The organism is Deltaproteobacteria bacterium RBG_16_64_85 (assembly GCA_001798885.1).
Lineage (GTDB): Bacteria > Desulfobacterota > Deferrimicrobia > Deferrimicrobiales > Deferrimicrobiaceae > FEB-35.
The window spans coordinates 39,173-60,524 of the sequence record MGQW01000011.1 but is presented as its reverse complement, the minus strand read 5'-3'; the positions used below and the strand labels follow the sequence as shown (position 1 = coordinate 60,524).

The 21,352-nt window shown below is 63.8% G+C and carries 13 protein-coding genes and 2 tRNA genes; 1 reads left to right on the top strand and 14 read right to left on the bottom strand.

Annotation, left to right across the window (positions count from 1 at the left end; genetic code table 11):
- The 5 genes from A2Z13_09715 to A2Z13_09695 are packed head-to-tail and all read right to left on the bottom strand — an operon-like array spanning window position 1 to window position 7,461.
- The gene (locus A2Z13_09715; GenBank protein OGP80892.1) at window positions 1–627 is read right to left on the bottom strand and encodes a hypothetical protein; all 627 of its coding nucleotides are present in this window, start codon (window positions 625–627) and stop codon (window positions 1–3) included.
- Window positions 627–1,451: a nicotinate-nucleotide diphosphorylase (carboxylating) gene (locus tag A2Z13_09710; GenBank protein OGP80891.1), complete on the bottom strand. Its 825-nt coding sequence runs from the start codon at window positions 1,449–1,451 to the stop codon at window positions 627–629. The genes A2Z13_09715 and A2Z13_09710 overlap by 1 nt, the downstream gene beginning before the upstream one ends.
- Window positions 1,448–4,096: a valine--tRNA ligase gene (locus A2Z13_09705; protein ID OGP80890.1), complete on the bottom strand. Its 2,649-nt coding sequence runs from the start codon at window positions 4,094–4,096 to the stop codon at window positions 1,448–1,450. Before A2Z13_09705 ends, A2Z13_09710 begins: the two co-directional genes overlap by 4 nt.
- The gene (locus tag A2Z13_09700; protein OGP80889.1) at window positions 4,093–5,190 is read right to left on the bottom strand and encodes a hypothetical protein; all 1,098 of its coding nucleotides are present in this window, start codon (window positions 5,188–5,190) and stop codon (window positions 4,093–4,095) included. The genes A2Z13_09705 and A2Z13_09700 overlap by 4 nt, the downstream gene beginning before the upstream one ends.
- A gap of 24 nt (window positions 5,191–5,214) precedes the next feature.
- Complete coding sequence (locus tag A2Z13_09695) at window positions 5,215–7,461, bottom strand: ribonuclease R (GenBank protein OGP80888.1); 2,247 nt, start codon at window positions 7,459–7,461, stop codon at window positions 5,215–5,217.
- 71 nt (window positions 7,462–7,532) lie between these two features.
- Between A2Z13_09695 and A2Z13_09690 the strand changes: the two genes are divergently transcribed.
- Window positions 7,533–7,619: transfer RNA gene (locus A2Z13_09690), tRNA-Leu, on the top strand.
- 196 nt (window positions 7,620–7,815) lie between these two features.
- On the opposite strand, the gene A2Z13_09685 is transcribed toward A2Z13_09690, so the two are convergent.
- The 9 genes from A2Z13_09685 to A2Z13_09645 form a co-directional block, all read right to left on the bottom strand.
- Window positions 7,816–8,598 carry a hypothetical protein gene (locus A2Z13_09685; protein ID OGP80887.1) on the bottom strand — a complete coding sequence of 261 codons (783 nt, stop codon included), beginning with the start codon at window positions 8,596–8,598 and terminating at the stop codon, window positions 7,816–7,818.
- Window positions 8,599–8,724: 126 nt separating this feature from the next.
- Window positions 8,725–9,066 carry a hypothetical protein gene (locus tag A2Z13_09680; protein OGP80886.1) on the bottom strand — a complete coding sequence of 114 codons (342 nt, stop codon included), beginning with the start codon at window positions 9,064–9,066 and terminating at the stop codon, window positions 8,725–8,727.
- 41 nt (window positions 9,067–9,107) lie between these two features.
- Window positions 9,108–9,797: a hypothetical protein gene (locus tag A2Z13_09675; GenBank protein OGP80885.1), complete on the bottom strand. Its 690-nt coding sequence runs from the start codon at window positions 9,795–9,797 to the stop codon at window positions 9,108–9,110.
- Window positions 9,798–9,815: 18 nt separating this feature from the next.
- Window positions 9,816–11,186, bottom strand: a complete 1,371-nt coding sequence (locus tag A2Z13_09670) for a hypothetical protein (GenBank protein ID OGP80884.1) — start codon at window positions 11,184–11,186, stop codon at window positions 9,816–9,818.
- Window positions 11,187–11,349: 163 nt separating this feature from the next.
- Window positions 11,350–14,085 carry an outer membrane protein assembly factor BamA gene (locus A2Z13_09665; GenBank protein ID OGP80883.1) on the bottom strand — a complete coding sequence of 912 codons (2,736 nt, stop codon included), beginning with the start codon at window positions 14,083–14,085 and terminating at the stop codon, window positions 11,350–11,352.
- A gap of 16 nt (window positions 14,086–14,101) precedes the next feature.
- Window positions 14,102–18,397 carry a hypothetical protein gene (locus A2Z13_09660; protein OGP80882.1) on the bottom strand — a complete coding sequence of 1,432 codons (4,296 nt, stop codon included), beginning with the start codon at window positions 18,395–18,397 and terminating at the stop codon, window positions 14,102–14,104.
- A 93-nt stretch (window positions 18,398–18,490) separates the two neighbouring features.
- A tRNA-Gly gene (locus tag A2Z13_09655) sits at window positions 18,491–18,565 on the bottom strand.
- 69 nt (window positions 18,566–18,634) lie between these two features.
- Entirely contained in the window at window positions 18,635–19,948 is a 1,314-nt protein-coding gene (locus A2Z13_09650; protein ID OGP80881.1) for a hypothetical protein, read from the bottom strand.
- A 58-nt stretch (window positions 19,949–20,006) separates the two neighbouring features.
- Window positions 20,007–21,344, bottom strand: coding sequence for an acetyl-CoA carboxylase biotin carboxylase subunit (locus A2Z13_09645; GenBank protein ID OGP80880.1), 1,338 nt, complete (start codon window positions 21,342–21,344; stop codon window positions 20,007–20,009).
- Between the last annotated feature and the right edge of the window lie 8 nt (window positions 21,345–21,352).

Here is a 21,352-nt window from a genome sequence, read left to right as displayed (position 1 = left end):
TCATGGCTCCGGCAAAGGGGAGAGCACGATCCTGGATTTGGATGTCGACCGGGCGAACCAGTTTCGGATCTCGGCCGCCGCTTTTTCCTCGGAAAGGCTTTTCCGGACCTTCTCCTCGGAGAGCTCCTCCGGGGGCAAGCCCGCGCGGGAGCGCTGCGCGGTCTCGCGCCGCACCTCCCCGTCGTTGACCTCGATGAAGATCGCGATGCGCCGTTCCAGAAAATCCCGCACCAGCAGCCTGCGCGAAAGGAGCTCCCTCACCTCCGTCTCCGTGAGGGACGCCGCGCAGGGGGACGTGCATTTTCCCGTCCTGGAAAGCGCTTCCGCCGTCGAGGATGCGAGCGCCTCGTTGTCCACCGCGCCCAGGCCCAGCTTCTTCGCCTCCTGGAGGACCAGCGTGTCGGCGATGAGCATTTCCCTGGCGCGGGAAAGCGACATCTCCTGCGGCGCCTGCCCCGGAACCGTCCCGCATCGGTAAAAGCAGGCTTCTCGTATAACGTCCGACAGGAAGAGGACCTCGCCGTTGACCGAAGCCGCCACGGACTCGATCCTCCGGTATCCTTCGGGGTCGGCCGCGCACGTGACGGAGAGCGTCAGGAGAATGCAAACCAGAAGGATCGTCCGCATCACCGCAACAGCTCGAAGGAAAGGTCCAGCGCCGGCGCGGAATGCGTCAACGCGCCGATCGAAATCGCGGCGATGCCGGTCCGCGCGTATTCCTCGACGTTGCCGAGATGGATCCCACCGGAGGCCTCGAGGAAAACGCTGCCGCCGAAGCGTCGTACCGCCTCGCGGACCGCCTCGGGGGACATGTTGTCGAGGAGGATCGCGTCGACTCCCTCCCCCACCGCCGTCTCGGCGTCGTCCAGATTTTCCACCTCGACCTCCACGCGGATCAGGGGAGGGGCAACCCGCCGCGCGGCAGCCACTGCCTCGGGGATCCCCCCCGCCGCGCGGATGCCGTTCTCCTTGATCAGGATGCCGTCGGAGAGGGAGAAGCGATGGTTGGCGCCGCCGCCCACCCGCACGGCGTATTTCTCCAGCGCCCGATGCAGGGGGGTGGTCTTTCGGGTGTCCAGAATGCGGGTGCCGTAAGGGGCCACCTTTTCCACGAACCTCGCCGTCACGGAGGCGATGCCGGAGAGCCGCTGCAGAAAGTTCAGCGCCACCCGCTCGCCACGAAGCAGGGAACTTACGGGGCCGCTGGCCTCGCCCGCCCGCTCCCCTGCCGATAGGCCACGTCCCTCCTCCGCAAACGTCACCGAAACCTTCGGGTCGATCTGGCGGAAGACCTCCGCAGCCACGGGGCCGCCACAAAAAAGACCCGGCGCTCCCGCGAGAAAAATCCCGCGGCCAGGCCCCTGAAAAGCAGCGCCGAAGGGATCTCCGAAGGGCGCGTCCTCGTGCAGCGCCGCACGGACCAATTCTTCGAATTCGAGGCGGTGGGTCACGAAAGGTACCGGGTCACCAGTTCCAGGTTCTGGGACAGCTTGGAAAGCTTCTCCTCGAGGTCGTCCTTCCGCGTGCGATGGGCTTCGACGATATCCGCGGGCGCGTTCGCCACGAACTTCTCGTTGGCAAGCTTCCCCGTGACGACGGAATGCTCGGCACCTGCCCGGTCGATCTCCTTGCGCAGACGCCTGGCCTCCTGGTCGAAATCGATGAGCCCCGCCAGGGGGAGGCAGACCTCGATGTCGTTCACGACCGCAGTCGCGTCCTGAACGGGGATGTAGTCGGCATCCTTGTACGTCACCGTTTCCGCGCGTGCCAGGCGTCGCAGGATCTCCTCGTGTTCCCTCAGGAACGCGAGCTCTTCCACCTGGCCTTTGAGCCGGACCTCCACCTTCCTCGCGGGGGAGACGTTCAGCTCGCTGCGGATATTGCGCACCGCCCGGATCACCTCCATGAGATGCCCCATGTTCTCCTCGACGTCGACGTCGGTTTTCTCCGTGTCGACGGCGGGGTAGCCTTGCCGGAGGATGCTGTCCCGCTTCCCGGGCAGCGACTGCCAGATCTCCTCCGTGAGGAACGGGATGAACGGCTGCCCAAGGGCGAGGATCGTCTCGAACACCCGGAGAAGGACCGAGCGCTGGTTCCGCCGGGCGAGCGGGTCGGCCTCCTGGGAAAGGGACGGCTTGATCATCTCGACGTACCAGTCGCAGAACTCGTGCCACGTGAACTGGTAGAACGCCGAGCCCGCGTCGTTGAAACGGTACTCCTCGATCCCCCGCCGGATCTCGTCGATCACGCGCTGGAGGCGGGAGAGGATCCATCGATCCACAACGGGAAGACCCTCCGGCAGTTCCCTCGGTGTCTCCCCGTCGACGTGCATCCGCACGAAACGGCCGGCCTGGAAGATCTTGTTCATGAAGTTGCGGTATCCTTCCACACGGTCGTCGGACATCCGGATGTCGCGCCCCTGCGCCGCCAGCGCCACCAGCGTGAAGCGGAAGGCGTCGGTCCCGTATCGGTCCATCACCTCGAGCGGGTCGATGACGTTTCCCCGGGTCTTGCTCATCTTCTCCCCCCTCGCGTCCCGAACGAGGGCATGGATCACGACGTCGCGGAAGGGGGCCTTCCCGGTGAACGCGATCCCCATCATCATCATTCGCGCGACCCAGAAGAAGAGGATGTCGAACCCGGTCACGAGGGCGGAAGTCGGATAGTACCGCGCGAGGTCGGGGGTCGCTTCCGGCCATCCCAGCGTCGAGAACGGCCACAAAGCCGACGAGAACCACGTGTCGAGGACGTCTTCCTCCTGCCGGAGGCTCCGGGAGCCGCAGGAGACGCAGCGGTCCGGCGTCTCCACCTCGACCGTCGTATGGCCGCAGTCGGCGCAGTGAACCGCGGGGATCCGGTGTCCCCACCAGATCTGCCGCGAGATGCACCAGTCGCGTATGTTCTCCATCCAGTCGAAATAGGTCTTCTCCCACTGGGGGGGGATGATGCGGGTCTCTCCGGCCCTCACGGCGCGGATCGCCGGCTCCGCCAGGGGCTTCGCACGGACGAACCACTGGATGCTCTCCGCGGGCTCGACGACCGTCCGGCACCGGTAGCAGTGGCCGACGTTGTGGAGGTACGGCTCCTCCTTCACCAGGAGATCTTCCGCCTTGAGCTTTTCCACGACGGCTTCGCGGCAGGCAAGCCGATCCATCCCGGCGAAGGCCCCCGCCTCGTCCGTCATCCTCCCGGACTCGTCGATGACCCGCACGGAAGGGAGCTCGTGGCGCCTGGCCACCTCGAAATCGTTCGGGTCGTGAGCGGGAGTGATCTTCACCGCCCCGGTCCCGAACTCCCGGTCGACCATTTTGTCGGAAATGAGGGGGATGGGCCGGTTCATGAGCGGAAGACGCAGCGTCGCCCCGACGCGGCCGGCAAACCGCTCATCCGCGGGGTTCACGGCAACGGCGGTGTCGCCCAGCATCGTTTCGGGACGGGTCGTCGCCACGACCACGCTGCGGCGGCCGGACAGCTCCGGATAGCGGATGTAGTAAAGGGCCCCGCGGGTCTCCTCGTAGCTCACCTCGATGTCGGAGAGGGCCGTGAGGCAGCGGGGGCACCAGTTGATGATGTAGCGTCCGCGGTAGATCAGCCCCTTCCGGTACAACCGGACGAAGGCCTCCCGGACGGCGCGGGAGAGTCTTTCGTCCATCGTAAACCGCTCCCGCTCCCAGTCGCAGGATGCACCCAGGCGCTTCAACTGCCGCAGGATGACGCCGCCACTCTCCTCCTTCCACTTCCAAACCCGTTCGACGAACTTCCCCCGCCCCAGGTCCTGGCGGAGGATTCCCTCCTTGGCAAGCAACTGCTCGACCACGTTCTGCGTGGCGATCCCGGCATGGTCGGTTCCCGGCAGCCAGAGGGCGTTGTGACCCAGCATGAGATGATAGCGGATGAGCACGTCCTGGAGCGTGACGTTCAGCGCGTGTCCCATGTGCAGGGAACCGGTGATGTTGGGCGGGGGAATGACGATCGAATACGATTCACCCGGACGGGCCGGGTCGGCGTGGAATAACCTCCTGTTCAACCAGTAGGCGTACCACTTCTCCTCGATCCCTTTCGGGTCGTAGGCCTTATCCGGTTCCTGACCTGTCATCCGGGGGGTTTTTTTTCGGTCTGCTCGCGGATCCGGGAGATCTCCTCGCGGATCAGCATCTCCGCGGTCGAGGGAATGACTTCCCACGCCACCGCCTCGACGGACTCCCGGATCTTCGCGGAAAATTCCGCCACGATGCGGTCCATCTGTTCCCAAAGGACCTTTTCCACGGTTTCCGCAGCCACTTTTTCAAAGATTTCCTGCGCACGGGCGGAGAACTGCTCCCGCAACGCGCTCTCCATTCCGGCCGCTGCGGAGGGACCGATGGGGGATGCGACAACTTCTGACGTGATGGGGCGCTCGGATTCCTTCTGCAACTGCTCCACCTCCTCCAGGTCCTCGAGTTCCTCTAGTTCCTCGACCGACTCGATCGCCTGAGACAGGTCGGTCACGGCCCCCGGGGCGTCGGTGAATGGTTCCCCCTCGATGTGCGCAACCGTCGGCGCCGGCTCCGGGGGAGCTTCCAGGAAGGCCTCCTGGGGGGGTTCTTTTGGAGTTTCCTCGAGCTCTTCCAGGGAGACGTCGAATTCCCCCAGGGACAGGCCTCCTTCCGTCTTCCCCGCCGTCACGGAGACGCCAGGCAGGAGATCCTCGCCCTGCTTCGCCGCGGCAGTCGAGACCTCCTTCCCGCTCACCTGTTCCACCTCCTCCAGGACGTCGCTGAAGTCCCATGGTTCCTCGGCAGCAGGAGCGGCCTCCCCCTTTTCCTTCCGGGCGGTCTCTTCCGTGCTCCTAAAAAGTTCCTGCACCTTGTCGATCAGTTCCCGGGATTCGAACGGCTTGAAGAGAACCCCCCCTGCGCCGCTCTCTTTGTACCTCCCCTCGTCGAAGGGAGAGAGCATCCCGCAAAGGATGAGGACGGGGCACGCCCTGGTTTTTTCGGAAGCCCTTAGCTCCTGCGCCACCCGAAATCCGTCCTTGCCGGGCAGGGTCACGTCGACCACAACGAGATCGGGAGCGGTCTCCTCCGCGAGCCGGACGGCGTCGTTGCCGTTGTCGATCGTCGTCAGGGAGATGTCCGATTGCGCAAAGGTCAGCTCGAACACCTTCCGGATCGTCAGGCTGTCTTCGGCAAGAAGTATCCTTTTCCCCATGGGCCCTCCGAATTGCCCACCATTCTAGGAGGAATCCGGCAGTTTTTCAATGAAAACAAGGTCGATTTCGCCTCGGTCCACGTCGGCGCGCCGGACCCTCACCCGGAGCCGGTCCCCAAGGGAAAACCGGGTTTTCCGGAGAGCGCCAACCCACTCCCCGCGATCCCCGGAATACCGGTAATCGTCATCCCGAAGCGTGGAGATATGGATGAATCCCTCCGCATAGCATTCGACGAGTTCGACGAAGAACCCGAAGGCCAGGATGGAGGAGATCACTCCGGTGAAGGTTTCCCCCACCCTCGTCGAAAGATAGAGCGCCTTGGCGCGTTGCTCGACATCGCGCTCCGCGTCCATTGCTGCCCGCTCCCGGGCGCTCATGTGCCGGCCGATCTCGTCCCCCTTTTCCTTGAGCGCCGCGGCGTAGGCAGACAGGCTCTTCTCTCCCAGCGCGGCCCTGAGCACCCGGTGGACGATCAGGTCGGGGTACCGGCGGATGGGAGAGGTAAAATGCGTATACCGGGACAGCGCCAGCCCGAAATGACCCAGCTGCTCGGGGTCGTATCGCGCCAGCATCAAGCTGCGCAGCATCAAAAGGTTGATGGTTTTCTCGTATTTTCCCCCGCGGGCAGCCTCTGCCCAGCCCTGCAGACGGGAAGAGACGTCGCGACGTTCGACGGCCTTCACCCGCCGAAGCAACCGTGCGGCGGTCTCCTCGAACTCTTCCATCCGATCTTCGGTCGGAGGCTCGTGGATTCGGGACAGGAACGTGAGTCCCTTCTCCGAGAGGAACTCCGCCACTGCGGCGTTCGCAACCAGCATGAACTCTTCGATGAGCCGGTGGGACTCCCGGCGGGGGACCGCCTCCACCTTCACGGGAAGGCCGCCGTCCACCACGACCTTTGCCTCGGGAAGGTCGAAGTCGAGCGCCCCGCGGTCCATGCGGGCGAGGGTCAGCCGGCCGGCCGCGATCTCCATCCGCCGAAGCATCTCCCCGACGTCCGGGGAGATCTTCCCCCTCCCGAGGCGTGGCGAAGAACCGCCGAAAAATGCGTGGACCTCTTCGTAGGTTAGCCTTGCGCGGCTCCGGATGACGGAGGGATAGAAGGAAGCCCGGCCGGGACGGCACTGCGGATCGAGAGGTATCTCCACGGTCATCGTGAAGCGGTTGACCCCCGGTTTCAGGCTGCAAACCCCCTCCGAGAGCGCGGTGGGAAGCATCGGGACGGCTCGATCCGGGAAATAGACGCTGGTGCCACGCGCGTAGGCGTCACGGTCGATCTTCGACCCGATCGTTACGTAATGGGAGACGTCCGCGATGGCCACGAGAAGACGAGTACGCCCGCGCTCCTCCACGAGACAGACGGCGTCGTCGAAGTCGCGCGCATCTTCACCGTCGATGGTAACGTAAGGAAGGGCCCGCTGGTCGATCCGCTGGAGGCCGTCCCACCTCCCGCCTTCCCCCTGGCGCTCGCCGGGGAACCGGACCGTCTGCGGGATCTCCTCCGCTCCCCGAAGCGCCCCGTCCGAGAACTCCACGGGCAGGTCCCGCGCACAAGAGACGGCGAGAAAGATCGTCTCCATGGTGTGGTCCTTCCCGAGGACACGGAGGATCCGGGCCCGCCCCTCGTCCCCTCTGCCCGGGTACCGGTCGATTTCCGCGAGGACCAGATCCCCCGGCCCAGGTTTCAAGGCATGGGGAATCGTCACGGGAAGGTGAAGGTCTGCCTCGCGGTCCCTGAACCGGATGAACGCCCGCTCGCCGATCGGGGAGTACCTTCCCACGAAGGCGCGGATCCCTCGCTCCAGGACCTGTACGATCCGCCCGTAGGGGGGGGCGCCGCCCCTTCGACGCTCCAGCCGGACACGGACACGGTCCTTGGGCCAGGCGCCCGAGAGTGCATGACCGGGGATGCGGATCGCCGGCTCGTCGGGAGCATCGGGAATGACGAGGGGTCTCCCCTCGCGCGTAAATCGCAGGCGTCCCTCCCGGACGGGCCCGGCGTGCTCCTTTTCCCCCGGGCGGGAAGGGGCGCGGTACGGGGTTTCAGGCCGCCCGGAGTCTTCCGGCGCGGGGCTGCGCCGGAACTTCCCCTTCCCCCGCCGGCCGTACCCTTCGCCCACGCTTTTCAGCGCGCCCCGGAACAGCCGGCGCTCCCCCTTGGAAACACCCGCAAGCCTGTACCAGTCATGGACGTTGGAAACCGTGGCGCGAAGGGCTTCGGCGTTCCGCCGGAGCCATTCCTCCCAGTATTCCTTATTCTTCAATTGCATCCCTTTCATCCTACATTTTGCCGGTAAACACGGATAGCGATTTGCTATAATCCTATGTCCGCGGTTCGAGTGCCGAAGTGGCGGAACTGGCAGACGCGCTAGATTCAGGGTCTAGTGTGGGCAACCACGTGGGGGTTCAAATCCCCCCTTCGGCACCACAACCAGGCTTTATCCCACAACCATTGCCATTACTGGGGATTTGAACGCGAGCTGCCGTGAGGCCAGCCCCACTCCCGGACGAAGTGCGCTCCCTGGGGTACCCCGCTCGCTATCTCCGGAGGGGTAAGTGCGAGATCGCACGAGGCTCATCGGGCAAATCCCCCCTTCGGCACCAAGGATTCCGGGGTTTTCGATTTACCAGTTTTTTTGAGCAGTGAACGCCACGCCCTTCGAGACGGGAATAATCCCGACATGTATCTTTCCTTCCCGCCGATCATCTCCCTTTTCGACAGCGGCGCTGCTCAAATATGCAAGATACCACCCCAATGCCGCCTGGGAAAAATAGTGCTCGTCGTCGTTGATCCGGGACATCCCCGCCAAAGTCGACAGCCCGTAAAAGACCCCCTTCCTATAGGTGTTTTCGCTCATCTTCGCGGCAGTGATAAATGGGATACCGCCAATGAACGCGTGACCGCTGGCCCCATGCGAATTGCGAAACGGCCTCCAATGGGAATCTCCCTCTGTCGGCCGGTCTGCCCCTGTTGCCTCCTGGAAGAACAAGAGAGCAGGGGCGCCAACAACTGTCGCCCTGAACGATTTTTGAGCCCATTCCTCCACCGTCGGATTTCGAAGCAACAAGCCGGTTCCATAGGTGCCGATGTAGACCGGTACGGCAACAAGCGCGGTTCCAGGCACCTTGAAAATTTTCCCCGCATCGTCCGTTCCTTTGCTTCGAATGTTTTCCTGGTACTTGTCGCGGATCTCCCGATCGATCGCCGTATTGGCGACGATCGCTGCGCCTCCGAGTCCGATCCCCAGCACGATCAGGTTCGTGCGATCCAGATAAAAATTCCCGATGTCCGTTTTAACGGTTTCGAGCGCCCGGGAAATCGACGAGACTTCATCCGCGAGACATTGCTGTCCGAGGGGGAAGGACAACAGGACCAGGCCAAGAAATACTCGGAGGAGTCGATTCATCGCAAGCCTTTCTCTCCATGAATTGCAATCCGGGTGGCAGAGAATCACCCCCAGGGTAAAGTCCTCGACCAGGAAGTGACCGATCGGTTATCGATTGGGATACTTACGGGAAATTTCCTCTTCGGTCTATCTCTTTTCCCTCAACTCCCTTACGGCGGCCTGCCTGGCCTCCAGCGGAAACGAATCGGTCTCCTCCAGGGCCGCCACTTTCAGGGCCGTCAGCACTTGAAGTCTGCCGATCTTCTTCCAGCCGCTTCGCCGCAACGCGCCCGACGGTTCGTCCATCCGGGCCAGGAGCCGATCGTTCAGTCTTTTGGCAGCTCCTTTCGGACCCCGAAGGACGCACTCCGGGCAGATGGTTCCGTAGAGGAGCACCTTGTCGCGGATCTGCATGCCGATTTTCTTCACGGTATACCTCCGTCTGCAGCAGCCGCATTCCAGGGATTCTCCCGTCGCCGCGGGATGCATGACCAGAACAACGGTCGCTCCCTTCTTTTCTCCCGGGGGTTTCAGTTCCCGGGGATCCTGAGAACGGCCTCGCAGCCGCCCGTCGGCGGATTGGCCACGGAGACCGTCCCTCCCATTTCCGCCGCCAGGTACCGCGCAAGGGGGAGACCCATGCCGGCGTGTAGAGACCCTTTCTTCGTCGTGAAACCCTCCTCGAAGATCCGCTGGGCGATCTCGGGGGGAATTCCCGGCCCCTCATCGGTCACGGCGAATTCCCACCCCCCATCCCGCAGGGAAACCTCCAGTCGGAGAGTCCCCCCTCCAGGCGCCATCGCCTCCGACCCGTTGAACATCAGGGCGAGCAAGGCAAGGGCAAAATCCCTGCGGTCGGCGGTTATAAGACCCCGGGGGAAATTTTCCGGCAAGGCCAGGGCCACGTTGTTCCGCCCCAGGTCGTAGCGGGAGAAAACGAGACTTTCCCGCAGCGCCTCCGCGGGTGAGAACCGCTCTCGGACGGGATCGTGGGGACGGACGTATTGGGAGAAATACCGGATGAGGCTGTTGATCTTTTCCCCCGCGTTGAGGATCTTGCCGACACTGTCCAGCGTCTTCTTCTCGCCTCCGCCCGAGATCTGGATCAGTTCAGAGAAGCCGAGGATGACGCTCAGGTAGTTGTCGACCTCGTGCGAAACTCCCATCACCATCCGCCCGAAGAGCGAGAGGCGATAGTTTTCCACCTTGTTCCTATCCATGGTTTTCTCCCGTCGGGATCACAGCTGCTCGCCCAGCACTCCCCCGGGCCCCCGGCGTTTCGACTCGTACATCAGCCGGTCCGCGACGTTCAAAATGTTCTCGCGCCCGGAGGAATCGGGCAGGCAGGCCGCATATCCGATGCTCGCGGTGAACGTGATCGCGCTCCCCTTCCCGGTGTCCATCCGGACCTCGGAAATCCCCGCCGCGATCCGGCCTGCGATGGTGGTGGCCGCCACCAGGTCCGTCTCCGGGAGGATCACGGCAAACTCGTCCCCCCCGTACCGCGCCGCGATGTCGCTTTTCCGCAGGTGCGCGCAGAGCACCCCCGCCGTCATCAGGAGGATCCGGTCCCCCACCACATGCCCGTAGGCATCGTTGATCCCCTTGAAGCCGTCCAGGTCGAGCATGATGACGGAAAGCGCACGCCCGTACCGCGCTGCCCTTTCCAGCTCGATCTGGATTTTTTCATGGAATGCTCCGTGGTTGTACAGCAGGGTGAGGGAGTCCTTCTCGGCAAGCGTCTTGACGAAGTGGAACAGGTCGGCGTTCTCGATGGCGATCGCCAGGTAGGAAGCGAGTACGCGCATCGTCGCAAGCGATTCGGCGTCAAATGCGTTCGGCAACGGCTGGTGTACGTTCAGTACACCGATCGCCCTCCCCTTGGACAGGAGCGGCACGCACATGAAGGAGCGCACGTCCATCCTCCTGCCTCCGTAATAGAGGAACTCGGAAGAGGAGCGGACATCGGGGAGGTAAATCGGCTCCCCCGTCTCGAACACCCTTCCCGAAACGCCTTCGCCGGTGGCGATCTCGAACTCTCCGGCAAGGTCCGAGGCCATCCCTGCCCCCGCCCGGCAGGTCAGCATCCGGGTGTCGGGGTTGTAGAGAAGGATGGCGAAGTCGTTGAGCCCCAGGGTCCGCATGACCCGTTCAGGAAGGATCCGGAAGAGCTCCTCGGCGTCGAGCGTCCCTGCGATGGCGGTGGACACGTCGTAGATGGTGTGCAGGTCCTGGATCTTGGACTCGAGATGGACCTTGGTCTCTTCCAGGTCGCGCCGGAGCATCTCCACCTGGCGAAGCTTTTCCTCCCTTTCGCCGATCCCCCGTTCCAGCTCCACGAGCGCCCGGCCGTATCTCTCCGCCGCAACCGCGGCGAGAGGACTGAGAATGCCCGCCTCGAGGGGAATCGGATTCATTCCCGCAGTGGAAACTTTTTCCCTCCAGCGTTCCGCGGGCCGGAAGACCCTGTACTCCAGGAACAGGTACAGACCGCCGCCCATGAGCAGTTCCCCCAGGACGGCCGGCAACAGCCCGGATCCCGCAGAAAACGCTCCCGCGGAAAGGAAACGGCCGGCCAGGAGGGTGCAGGCGATCACCCCCAGCACCATGGCCACGAACGGAAATCTCCAACGAATCATTGAATCCAGTGGACGGTTCCTTCTCCCCTGTGCTTTGCCCGCGTCAGGTGCAAGTTACCATGATTTCCGCATGACGAGGAAGGCGGAAAACAGAAGGAAGCGGTGCCCGCGCGGGCGTAAACCCGGGCCGCCGTCAGAAAACGGCTCCGATCGTAAAGTGCCATTCGGATTCCGATTCTCCATCCCGGCGGTCGAGCTTCCATCCATTGTCCAGGGCGATCGGCCCAATGGGGGTCACGTACCGGAGGCCGAGACCCGCGCTTTTCCTGAGGTCGAAGCCGGCGTTCGGGATTCCGTGGAGCCACACGCTTCCGGCGTCGACGAACAGGGCCACGTTGAATCCGTACTGCAGCGGGAGCCGGAACTCCGTGTTGAGGTTCACCATGTAATTCCCGCCGATGGCCGTTCCGTCAGCGGCCTGGGGGCCGAGCGATTCCTCCTTGAACCCGCGGACCGTCGTCCGCCCCCCGAGGAAGAACCTCTTCTGGATCGGGACTTCCACGGTGTCGCGGAGGGGCCGGATGTATCCCCCCCGCCCGGACACGACGAACGTGTTCTTCCGGAGGACCGGGAAATACCAGCTGGACTGTCCCGTCAGCTTGTAGTAATCGACCTCGGACCCGAAATAGTAGGAGGCCAGCTCGGCGGTGCCCGAATTGAACGATCCGTGACGCGGGTTGAAGGGATCGTCCCGCAAATCGAGGACGGCGAGCGTACGCACCGCCGCGATGTTGGCACTCCCCTGGTCTTCCGGCGACAGGATGGCGCCGGCCGCCACGTTGAAGACGTGGTCCCGCGAGACTTCGTACTGGAAGGACAGGGAGGACCGCTCGAAGAAGGTCTGGGTGATGCTCGCGATGATGCTGGCTTTCCGGAGGCTGAAGCTGATGCGCTCCGCCTCCTGGTAGTAGGCGGTGAGGCCACCCTCCCATTTCCACCGGTTTCCGAAGATCCAGGGCTCCCGCAGGTCCCCGATGTACTTCTGCTCCTTCTGGCTGGCGGAAACTCGGGACGAGAACGACCGCCCCTTCCCGTCGAGGTTCCGGTTTTTGGCGCCGACGAATCCCCTCACCCCCGTATCGGTTCCATACCCCGCCCCGAACTCGATTTCGAAAAAGAACGTCTCCTCCACTTCGACGACCAGATCCAGGATCCCCTCGGCCGGCCGCTTTACCTTCTGGATCCGTACGCTCTTGTACAATCCCGTCCCGAAGACCGCCCGCTGGAATTTCAGCAGGTCCTTCTCTCCGGCAGGTGACCCCTCGGCGATGCCGACTTCACGAAAGACCACCACCGGGTCGGTCAGCAGGTTCCCCTGGACCACGACCTTCCCCAGCCGGTACCGCGGCCCCTCTTCGATGCCGAACTGGGCCACCGTCGTATCCTTCCCCTCGTCGAAGAGGAGCTGCGTCGTAATCCGGACATCCAGGTATCCCGAATCCCGGTAATGTGCCGCGATGCCCTCCTGATCCTTCTCGAGACCCACGTAGTCGACGAATTTCCCCTCCCGGTTGTCGACGTGAGCCATCAGCTCGTTCCGCAGGAAATGGTCGTTTCCGCGGAAACGGATCTCCCGGAGGAGGTAGCGGGCGCCTTCCTCGATGCGGATCGTCTCGGTGATGCCGCCGCTTTCATCCCATTGGTTGTCGACGGCGTTGATACGGGCGCGGACGAACCCCTCCTTCTGGTAGAGCCCGACCAGGGCGTTCAGGTCGTCGTTCCACTCCTCCTCGCGGAGTTTCCCCGAGCCCGTGAGGAAGGAAAAGATCCCCTTCTCCTCGGACGTCATCTGCTTCCGAAGCTGCTGGTCGGACAGGTTCGCATTCCCTGCGAACCGGATCTTCTTCAGGTAGCCTGTCAAGTCTTCCCGCACCGTGATCTTCAGCTGGCGAAAGCCATCGCCTCCTTCCGTGACGTCGACCTCCACCTCCGCCCGCAAGAACGCACGCTCCCGGTAGAAAGCAAGCAGACGGTCGCGCAAGTCGTGCACCAGCCCACCCTCGGTCGTTTCCTCGTCCCCGTAGATCCCGCACGCATCTTCCAGTCTTGAGACCGAGATTCGCTTTGGCCCTTCCCACAGCACGCTGTACCTCGGCCCCTCTTCGACACGGGCGGAAAGGCAGAAACCCTCGCCGTCCTCGCAGACGACATCCGCCTCGGAAATGTGCACGGTGAGGAAGCCCGATTTCTTATAAGCGACCCGCAGCTTCCGGATCCCGTCCTCCCAACGTTTATAATCGAAGGGGGATCCGCGGGATGCCTCGAGCATTTCGCGCAGTTTGTCCTGCGTAAAGAAAACGGCCCCGGGGAGGCTGACACTGCGCACCACGGCGGGAGGCCCCTCCCGCACGTCGATCCGCACCTTTCCGGCGCCGTTTTCCAGATTGCAGGTGGCGGAAACGGAGACGGCGGCAGAAGTGAACCCCTTCCGCCGCAAAATCTTCTTCACCGACTCCTCGGCCTCCCGGAAGTCGCGCTCTTCCAGGGAAGTTCCGCGCCGGATGCGGGATGCCGCCAACACCTGGGCGGAGGGCACCTTCCTGGCCCCCGCAACCTCGATTTCGCTGATCGCCGGCGAGGGATGGAGGTAGAAAAGAACGTCCGTCTTCCCCCCCTCCTCCCGTGCATAGGCGACAACCTCCCGGAAGATGGACTTGGCGTACAGGCCGCGGATGGAATCCCGCACCGCCTCTTCCGTCAGGGGAACCCCCGGGCGGATCGTAACGAGGCCGGCAAGCTCGGCGTAGGAAATGAGATAGGGAGAGGAAACCTGGAAACGCACCGAACCGACGACGGGAGCCCTCTTGCCTTCGGCAGCGACGCTTTCACCCGGGGCCAAGGAAGCCGCGAGGAGGATCCCCGCCGCCACTGCTGCCAGGAGTCGCCTAATCACGGCCACTCAGGAAATCCTTGAACTGTCGATAGCGGTAGCGGATCTTGACATCGGCGCCAAGGTCGCCTTCCGTGGTCGTGGTCGCGCCTTCCCAGGCGCCCGAGAGAAACACGTTCTCCAGAAGCTTGTACTCGGCGGTCGCGCTGCTCTCGGAGGTAGTCCCCAAGCCCGTGGAAACCGAAACCGAAAACCGGTCCCCGAAGGACTTGCCGACGATGAACTTCGGCTCGAAGGACTTGCTGGAGGCGGAAAACCCCGGCTCGATCGCGAACTTGTCCAGCCTCACGATCCCTTGGATCCCCTCCTCGACTCTCCCCTTGTAAGGGCCGAGAACAAGAGTGGAGGCTACCCCCGCCCCGACGGCCCCCTCGGACCCGGCCAGCGCATGCGAGGTCACCCCCAGGGACAGGAGGCTCACGATGTCGTTCTTGCTGAGCGGGGGGTCCGACGTAAAGTCCACTTCATACTTTTCGAGTGTCCCGGTCACACTCACGGTGACCGTCACGTTCCCCTTCTTCGTTTCCGCGCGGGCGTCCAGCCTCGGATTGTTCCGCCGAGGATCCTGGAACTCCACGCTGACCCGCTTCAGGTCGTATCGGTTCCCCTGGTATTCGACGGTTCCCTCGGTGACCTCGAAAGCCCCGAGAACGATGACCCGGTAGATGTCCCCGACGACCTTGAACTCTCCCTTCGCGTCCGCGTCGGCGAGATTGTTTTTTATTTTGATCGTCCCGTCCGTAATCACGTTGACATCCAGCCGGACCCGGAATTCGGACGTTTCCCGGCGCGCCGTCACATCCGCAAGGCGCTTACGGAAGTCGACGAGCACCTTTTCCGGGCGGAGCGTCTTGGTGTACCGCGCGGATTGCACTTCGACGTCCCCCGTCACGAGGAAATCGTCGTAGGGGCCCAGGAGCTCCACGTGCCCCTGCAGGACGGGACGGAAATCCTCGGGGTAAGGAAACCGCATGTCGAAAAAATCCACGGAAAAAAACAGCCTCTGGTGAGCGTTGAAGCGGAGCGGAAGCTCTCCTCTTCCGTCGAGGTATCCCCCGCCGCTCCTTCCCTCGAAATGCTCGAAGATGAGCTTTTCGCGGCTGATGACCGCATCCGCCCGCATCTCCTCGAACAACTGGGCATACCCGCGGAAGGAGAAGACCCCGCTGTCGAGGCGACCGGTCCCCACGATCGAGGGGTCGTCCCACTTTCCCGTTAGCCTCAGGTCGAGCTGCATCGTGCCGTCCAGCCGGTCGAAGACGTCGGTGACGAGGCGGATTGCGGCAGCCGGCAGCTTTCCCTCCATGTGGACGTCGAGATCCCCTTTCCAGGAAACCTTTCCCGACACGTTCAACGGGTGGCCCGCTGCCGTGAGGGCGCCCCCCGCCCAGCGGATCCCCTCCGTGGACAGCTGCGCCGAGATCCCTTTTCCGGAGAGTTCGAATCCCCCGTCCCTGTAGGTGAACTGGCGGACTTCGAAAGATCCCGTGGTGTTCGAGAGGGCCCGTAGCGACCCGCCGATTTCCACTCCGCCGGACAGGGCGAACCGGGCTTTCCTTTCCTCCTTCCCCATCCCGTTTCCCGCGGTCCCGAAGCCGAAGGGGCCTTCCACCCGGAATCCGAAAGGTTCCCTGAGGTTGACGGAGAACGCGAGGCGGGTGTCGGGTCTGCGGGTCCAGATCTCCCCCGCGATGGCATCCCCGTTCTTTTTCCCGCTCACGCGCAGTTCCTCGAACGCCACTCCCGAAACCGACGGAGCATCGCCCGACAGGGAGAACCGGAGCACGGAAACCGCTTCCGGCGGGAAGGGATTCTCCGAGAGAAACTTGCCCGTTAAAACGGTCCCCTCCGCCTCGGCGCTCCACTTTCCTGCCGATGCAAGACCCGACCGCCCCGCCGCGGAGAGGAGGAAGTCCGTGGGGACCCCGCTGGCAGCGCAGGTGAAGTTCACCGGCCACTCGCCCCCCCGGCGCACGTCCGCCGTCATTCGCATCGCGGGGGATTGCGCTTCGATGCGGAAACGGCCTGCGGAGGCGCCGAGGGATCCCTCCGCGGATACCCCCTCCAGCACCGCATTGTCGATCGACAGCCGGGAGGCGGAGGCGGATAGATGGTCCAGTTCCCACACCCGATCGTAGCCCCTCGCCGAAAAACGGATGCTTGCCTTCCCTTGGAGGGACGGTTCTTTTCCGCGCGCGAAGAGGGAGATCGCCTGGCCGAGGTCGAGCCGTTCGATCGTTCCCGAAATTTCCGCCAAACCGTTTTTCCCTTCCCCCCCCACCCGGAGCGCCCCCTCCTCCATCTTCCCGTCGACGGTCGCCTTCCAACCTTCTCCGGACCCTGAGCGGCTCCATCCCCCCTCCAGGGAAACCTCGCGGACTTTGATCCCCTTGAGCCGAAGCTCGGGGGAATGCAACGAGCCCGTGAAGGAATCGGCCTCCCTGGCGATGGAGATCTGCAGGTCGCCGGATCCCGATCCGGCCAGCCCCGCAAGAACCCGCGCCGCCTCCGGCGGTTCCCTCCCCGGGGAGCTCAGTGCGGCCGTGACCCAGCGGTTGCCCTCGGAGAAATCGATGTCGCGCACCGCAACGGCCGCCTCGACCGCGAGGGGCTCGGTGGACAGGGGGCCGGTGAACGTTCCGGTGGCCGTCGCCTTGGCGATCGGGGCCGGGATGTCCGCAACGAAATGGACGGCATCGGCGAGGTCCCCCTCCAGTTTGACCACCAACGGAACGGGTGGGAGCGCTCGGACCGCGAGGGACTTCGCCTCCACCCGCACGGAAACGCGCGGCCGGGCAACCTGCCCGCCGACCTCCCACCTGCCGGCGAGGTTTGCCCAGGACAGGCGGGCGTCCCACCCGTAATCCGATGCCATCCCCCTGGGAATGGAAAACTCCCCCGCCAGCCGGCCGCTTCTTTCCTGCAGGAAGACTTCTCCCGCCCCCGACAGCGTCGATTTCCCCGCGCGAAGCTGAAGCACCGAAACCGCAATCCGGCCGTCGGGAAAAAGGTCCGCCGTTCCGGTTGCGGCAAGCAAAAGCCGGAGATCCGCACCGGTCCCCTTGTCTCCGTCCGTGCGTTCCAGCCCCGCCGGATTCATCCAGGAGAATGCCGCATGAACCCTCTCCCTGCGGTTCCCGGAGAGAGCGATTTCCGCGTCCCCCGCGCCGGCGGGACGCCAAGCGAATCCCCACTCCTTCCATGGAGCCGTGCCGAAAGACGCGCGCGCAAGGGACAGTTTCCCTTCTCCCTGGCCGGAGGCCAGGTCATAGGATCCGCTGCCCGAAAGGGTCCCTCCCAAGAGTTTCCCCTTCAGGGATTCCATCCGGATTTTCCTCTTCGACACCGTCGCGGCAAGCTCCGCCTCCACCGCTGTGTTGCCGCGGAACCGGCCGTTGTGGAGGATCAGCCTCCCCGAGCCTGTGGGATCCTCCAGGTTCCCCGCCAGTTCGGCGGAGTAATCGACGTTCCCATTTTCTGCGAGTTTACCGATCCAGCGAGCATAGGGGGCACCCGCGGAAATCCAGCGGGCCAGGTCGACGTCGCCCGACAGTTTCACGTCGCCGGACTTCCGGGAAGGTTCCACGAAGCCCGAGATCCTCACGGTGGCGGACGGTCCCGAGGCCCGGATTTTCCGGATGCGGAGCACGCCTTCCTGGTCGATCAGGTCCGCCTCCAGGGAGGCGAACGGCCATTGCCCCGCTCCCGCGTCGGGGAGGACGATCTCCCCCGAAACCTCTTCCGCCTTGAGGAAAAGTCTTGTCCCGAGGAATTTCACCTCGCGGAGGCGCAGTTCCGGGACCCTTGCTTCCCACCGTTTCAGGGGTCCGAACGGTCCGATGCGGACGTTTCCCCCGAGGAGAAGGATTTCCGGCATCGGCCCCGTCCGCTTGCCGGCACGCAGCCGGTCGATCACCGGCCGATCCGCTTCCTCGGCGTGCAGGGTGAACTTCCGGAGTCGGATGCGGGAAACCGGGGAATCGCCGGAGACCAGGCGTCCGGGAGAAAGGGAGACGTCGACGCTTTCGGCCCGCAGGAGCTCAATCCCCGGCCGCTCGTCCACGACAACCAGGTTGTCCAGCGAGACTCGCGGGTACAAAAGATGGAAGCGGAGGTTCCGGTACGAAACCCGTAGCCCGTTCCTTGCGGCCTCCTCCCGGATCGCCTCCTCTGCCTTGCGCAGTTGGTCGGGGATCTCGCGGGAAAGCCGCCATGCCCCAAACGCCAGGAGGACGACGAGGAGGAGGCCTCCTGCCGTCCACCACGCCCATCGCCTCGACATGACTACCAATTATAGAGGAAATCGTCGAAAAGCGAAGAGCCCCTTCCCCGCTGGAGAAGAGGCTCTTCGTTTCACCGGGACGCGTTCCCGGGAATCATCGAATGGAGCGGGCGACCGGATTCGAACCGGCGACGTCAAGCTTGGGAAGCTTGCATTCTACCCCTGAATTACGCCCGCCTGTTCACCGTTTTTTATCACGGGAACGAAGGGAAATGCAACCCTGTCGCGACGGAGGAACTTTGCCGCCTACGGGAGGTCGTGCTCCACGCGCGAGGCGACGTCCCGGTATTGGGGCGCCTCCTCGAAAATCGATCGGAAGATCTCTTTCGATTCCTCGTCCTTCCCGTCGCGCGACAGCAGCACCGCCTTGTGGTATCGCAGGTCCCGGATTTCCGACTCCGTCAAGGACTCCGAGGAAAGGACCTCGTCGAGCGTCGCGACGGCCGAGGCGAATTCCCCCTTTGCGGCAAGCGTGTCGGCGAGCAGGGAGGAAGCGCCCAGGAACAGCTCCGGCCTCTGCCGTGCACGGGTGAATTCTCCGACCGCCTCGTCCAGCAGCCCCATCTCCTTGTAGGCGATTCCGAGGTTGTACCGCGCGTCGGGATCGGATTCGCCGATTTCTTCCTGTACCTTCGCCTGGAGCCGCGACACCGCATCGCGGACGATATTGGCCTCCTCTTGGTAACCCGCATCGGACGGCGGAGGTTCCATCGGTTCGGGAGCGGCGGTTTCCGAAGGGGTGGGGGAAGATGCTTTCGGCTCGGCCATTTTCCGCGCCGCGTCGGCGAAGGAGAAGGCGTCCGAAGCCGCCACGTCCCACCCTTCCAGGATCGCGTCGAGGACCCGCTTCATCTCTCCGGCGTCCTCGATGCGCCCCTCTTCCCGGGCCTTCTTGATGACCCGTAAAAGGAGCGAGTTGCCCTCGGAATTCCTTCCGACCCTCAGCCACAGGAACCCGCATGACTCGAGGATCTCCTCGTCATCCCCCGCCGACAGGACCATCGCGGTCAACCGTTCGACAAACTCCGGGACCATCCCCGAGGGGACGACCTGGCGCGCGGCCTTCACCAGTTCGTTGATCGCTTCGTAGAATTTCCGCTGGGAACGCAGGAGATCCGCGATGAACAACGACGGCAGCGGAGACCTCGGGAGACTCTCGCCCGCCTGCCGGAAGAACTCTATTTTTTGATCGTCCGAAACGAACAGGCCCTGGCGGGCGGCCACGCTTTCCATCTCCCCATGTGCGTCCCCCGTGAGCCCTTCCTGCGCAAGCAACCGAATGAGCCACCGCAGGAAATCGATGTTGGACGGGTCGTGCTTGAGCATCTGGCGCAGGACGGCCACGGCCTTCCCCGCGAAACCGTCCTTTTCGTACATCACGGCGGCCCGGGCCAGCTGGTCAAGCCCCTCGACCACCTCCCCCTGGCGGAGGAGGAAGATGCCGAGCTTCTGCCGGGCCTGGGGATCCTGGGGGGCAGCCTGCACGCGTCGCGACAGGGACACCCGGTCCTCCGCCTCCCGGGTGGAGAAGATCTTCTTGATGGAATCGATAAAATCCACTGGTTATTCGCTCCTCAACGCGCCGCGGCCGGCGGTCGCAACGGGGCCTTCCGTGCGTTCAGCCCCTGGCCTTCTCCAGGAAGTTCGTCCAGAGCCGTCCCTCGGTGAAATCGGTATTGTTCATCATTTTCTTGTGGAAATCCGTCGTGGTCTTCACGCCTTCGATCTGGAGCTCGTCGAGCGCCCGACGCATCCGGCTGATCGCCTCGTTCCGGTCCTCTCCGTGAACGATCAGCTTCCCGAGGAGCGAATCGTAAGTGGGAGGGATGACGTACCCGGGATAGATCGCGGTGTCCACGCGCACGCCGAATCCCCCCGGGAAGAGGCAGGAACGGATCGTTCCCGGGGACGGGACGAAGTTCCCGGAGTCCTCGGCGTTGATGCGGCACTCGATGCCGTGCCCCCGGAAATGGATGTCCTTCTGCTCGAACCGGAGCTTCTTCCCGTCCGCGATGCGGAACTGCTCCCGCACGATGTCGACCCCCGTGATCGCTTCGGTGACGGGATGCTCCACCTGGATGCGGGTATTCATCTCCAGGAAGTAGAACTCCCCGTCGGGCACATACAGGAATTCGATGGTCCCAACATTGTTATAACCCACCGCCGTCGCCGCGTCCACGGCCGCCTTCCAGAGACGGTTGCGGATCCGCGCGGGGATGAACGGCGCGGGCGCCTCCTCGATCAGCTTCTGGTGGCGCCGCTGGATCGAGCAGTCGCGGTCCCCCAGATGGATCACGCTGCCGAAGCTGTCCCCCATGATCTGGACTTCGACGTGCCGGGACTGCTCGAAGTATTTCTCGATGTAGACGTCCGGGACGCCGAACGCCGAAAGGGCCTCCGACTGCGCCGTGAGGAATGCGTTGATGAAGGAGGCCGGGCTGTGGACAATCTTCATCCCCCTTCCGCCTCCTCCGGCCGCCGCCTTGATGATCACGGGGAACCCGATATCCTTGGAGATCTTGAGCCCCTCTTCCTCCTCCGTGATCGCGCTGTCGCTCCCCGGGACGACGGGAACCCTCACCTTCTGGACCGCCCGCCGCGCCTCGATCTTGTCCCCCATCAGGCGGATCGCCTCGGAGGAAGGTCCGATGAACTTCACGCCGTAGTTTTCGCAGATTTCCGCGAACGCCGGATTCTCGGCCAGGAAGCCGTATCCCGGGTGGACCGAGTCGGCGTCGGTGATCTCGATGGCGCTCAGGATGGAGGGGACGTTCAGGTAGCTCTCCGAGCTTTCGGGCGGGCCGACGCAGACCGACTGGTCGGCCATCCGGACGTGCATGGCGTCCTTGTCGATCGTGGAATAGATCGCGACGGTCTTGATCCCCATCTCGCGGCAGCTTCGGATGATGCGGACGGCGATCTCTCCCCGGTTGGCGATCAGCACCTTGTGGATCATGCCGTCCC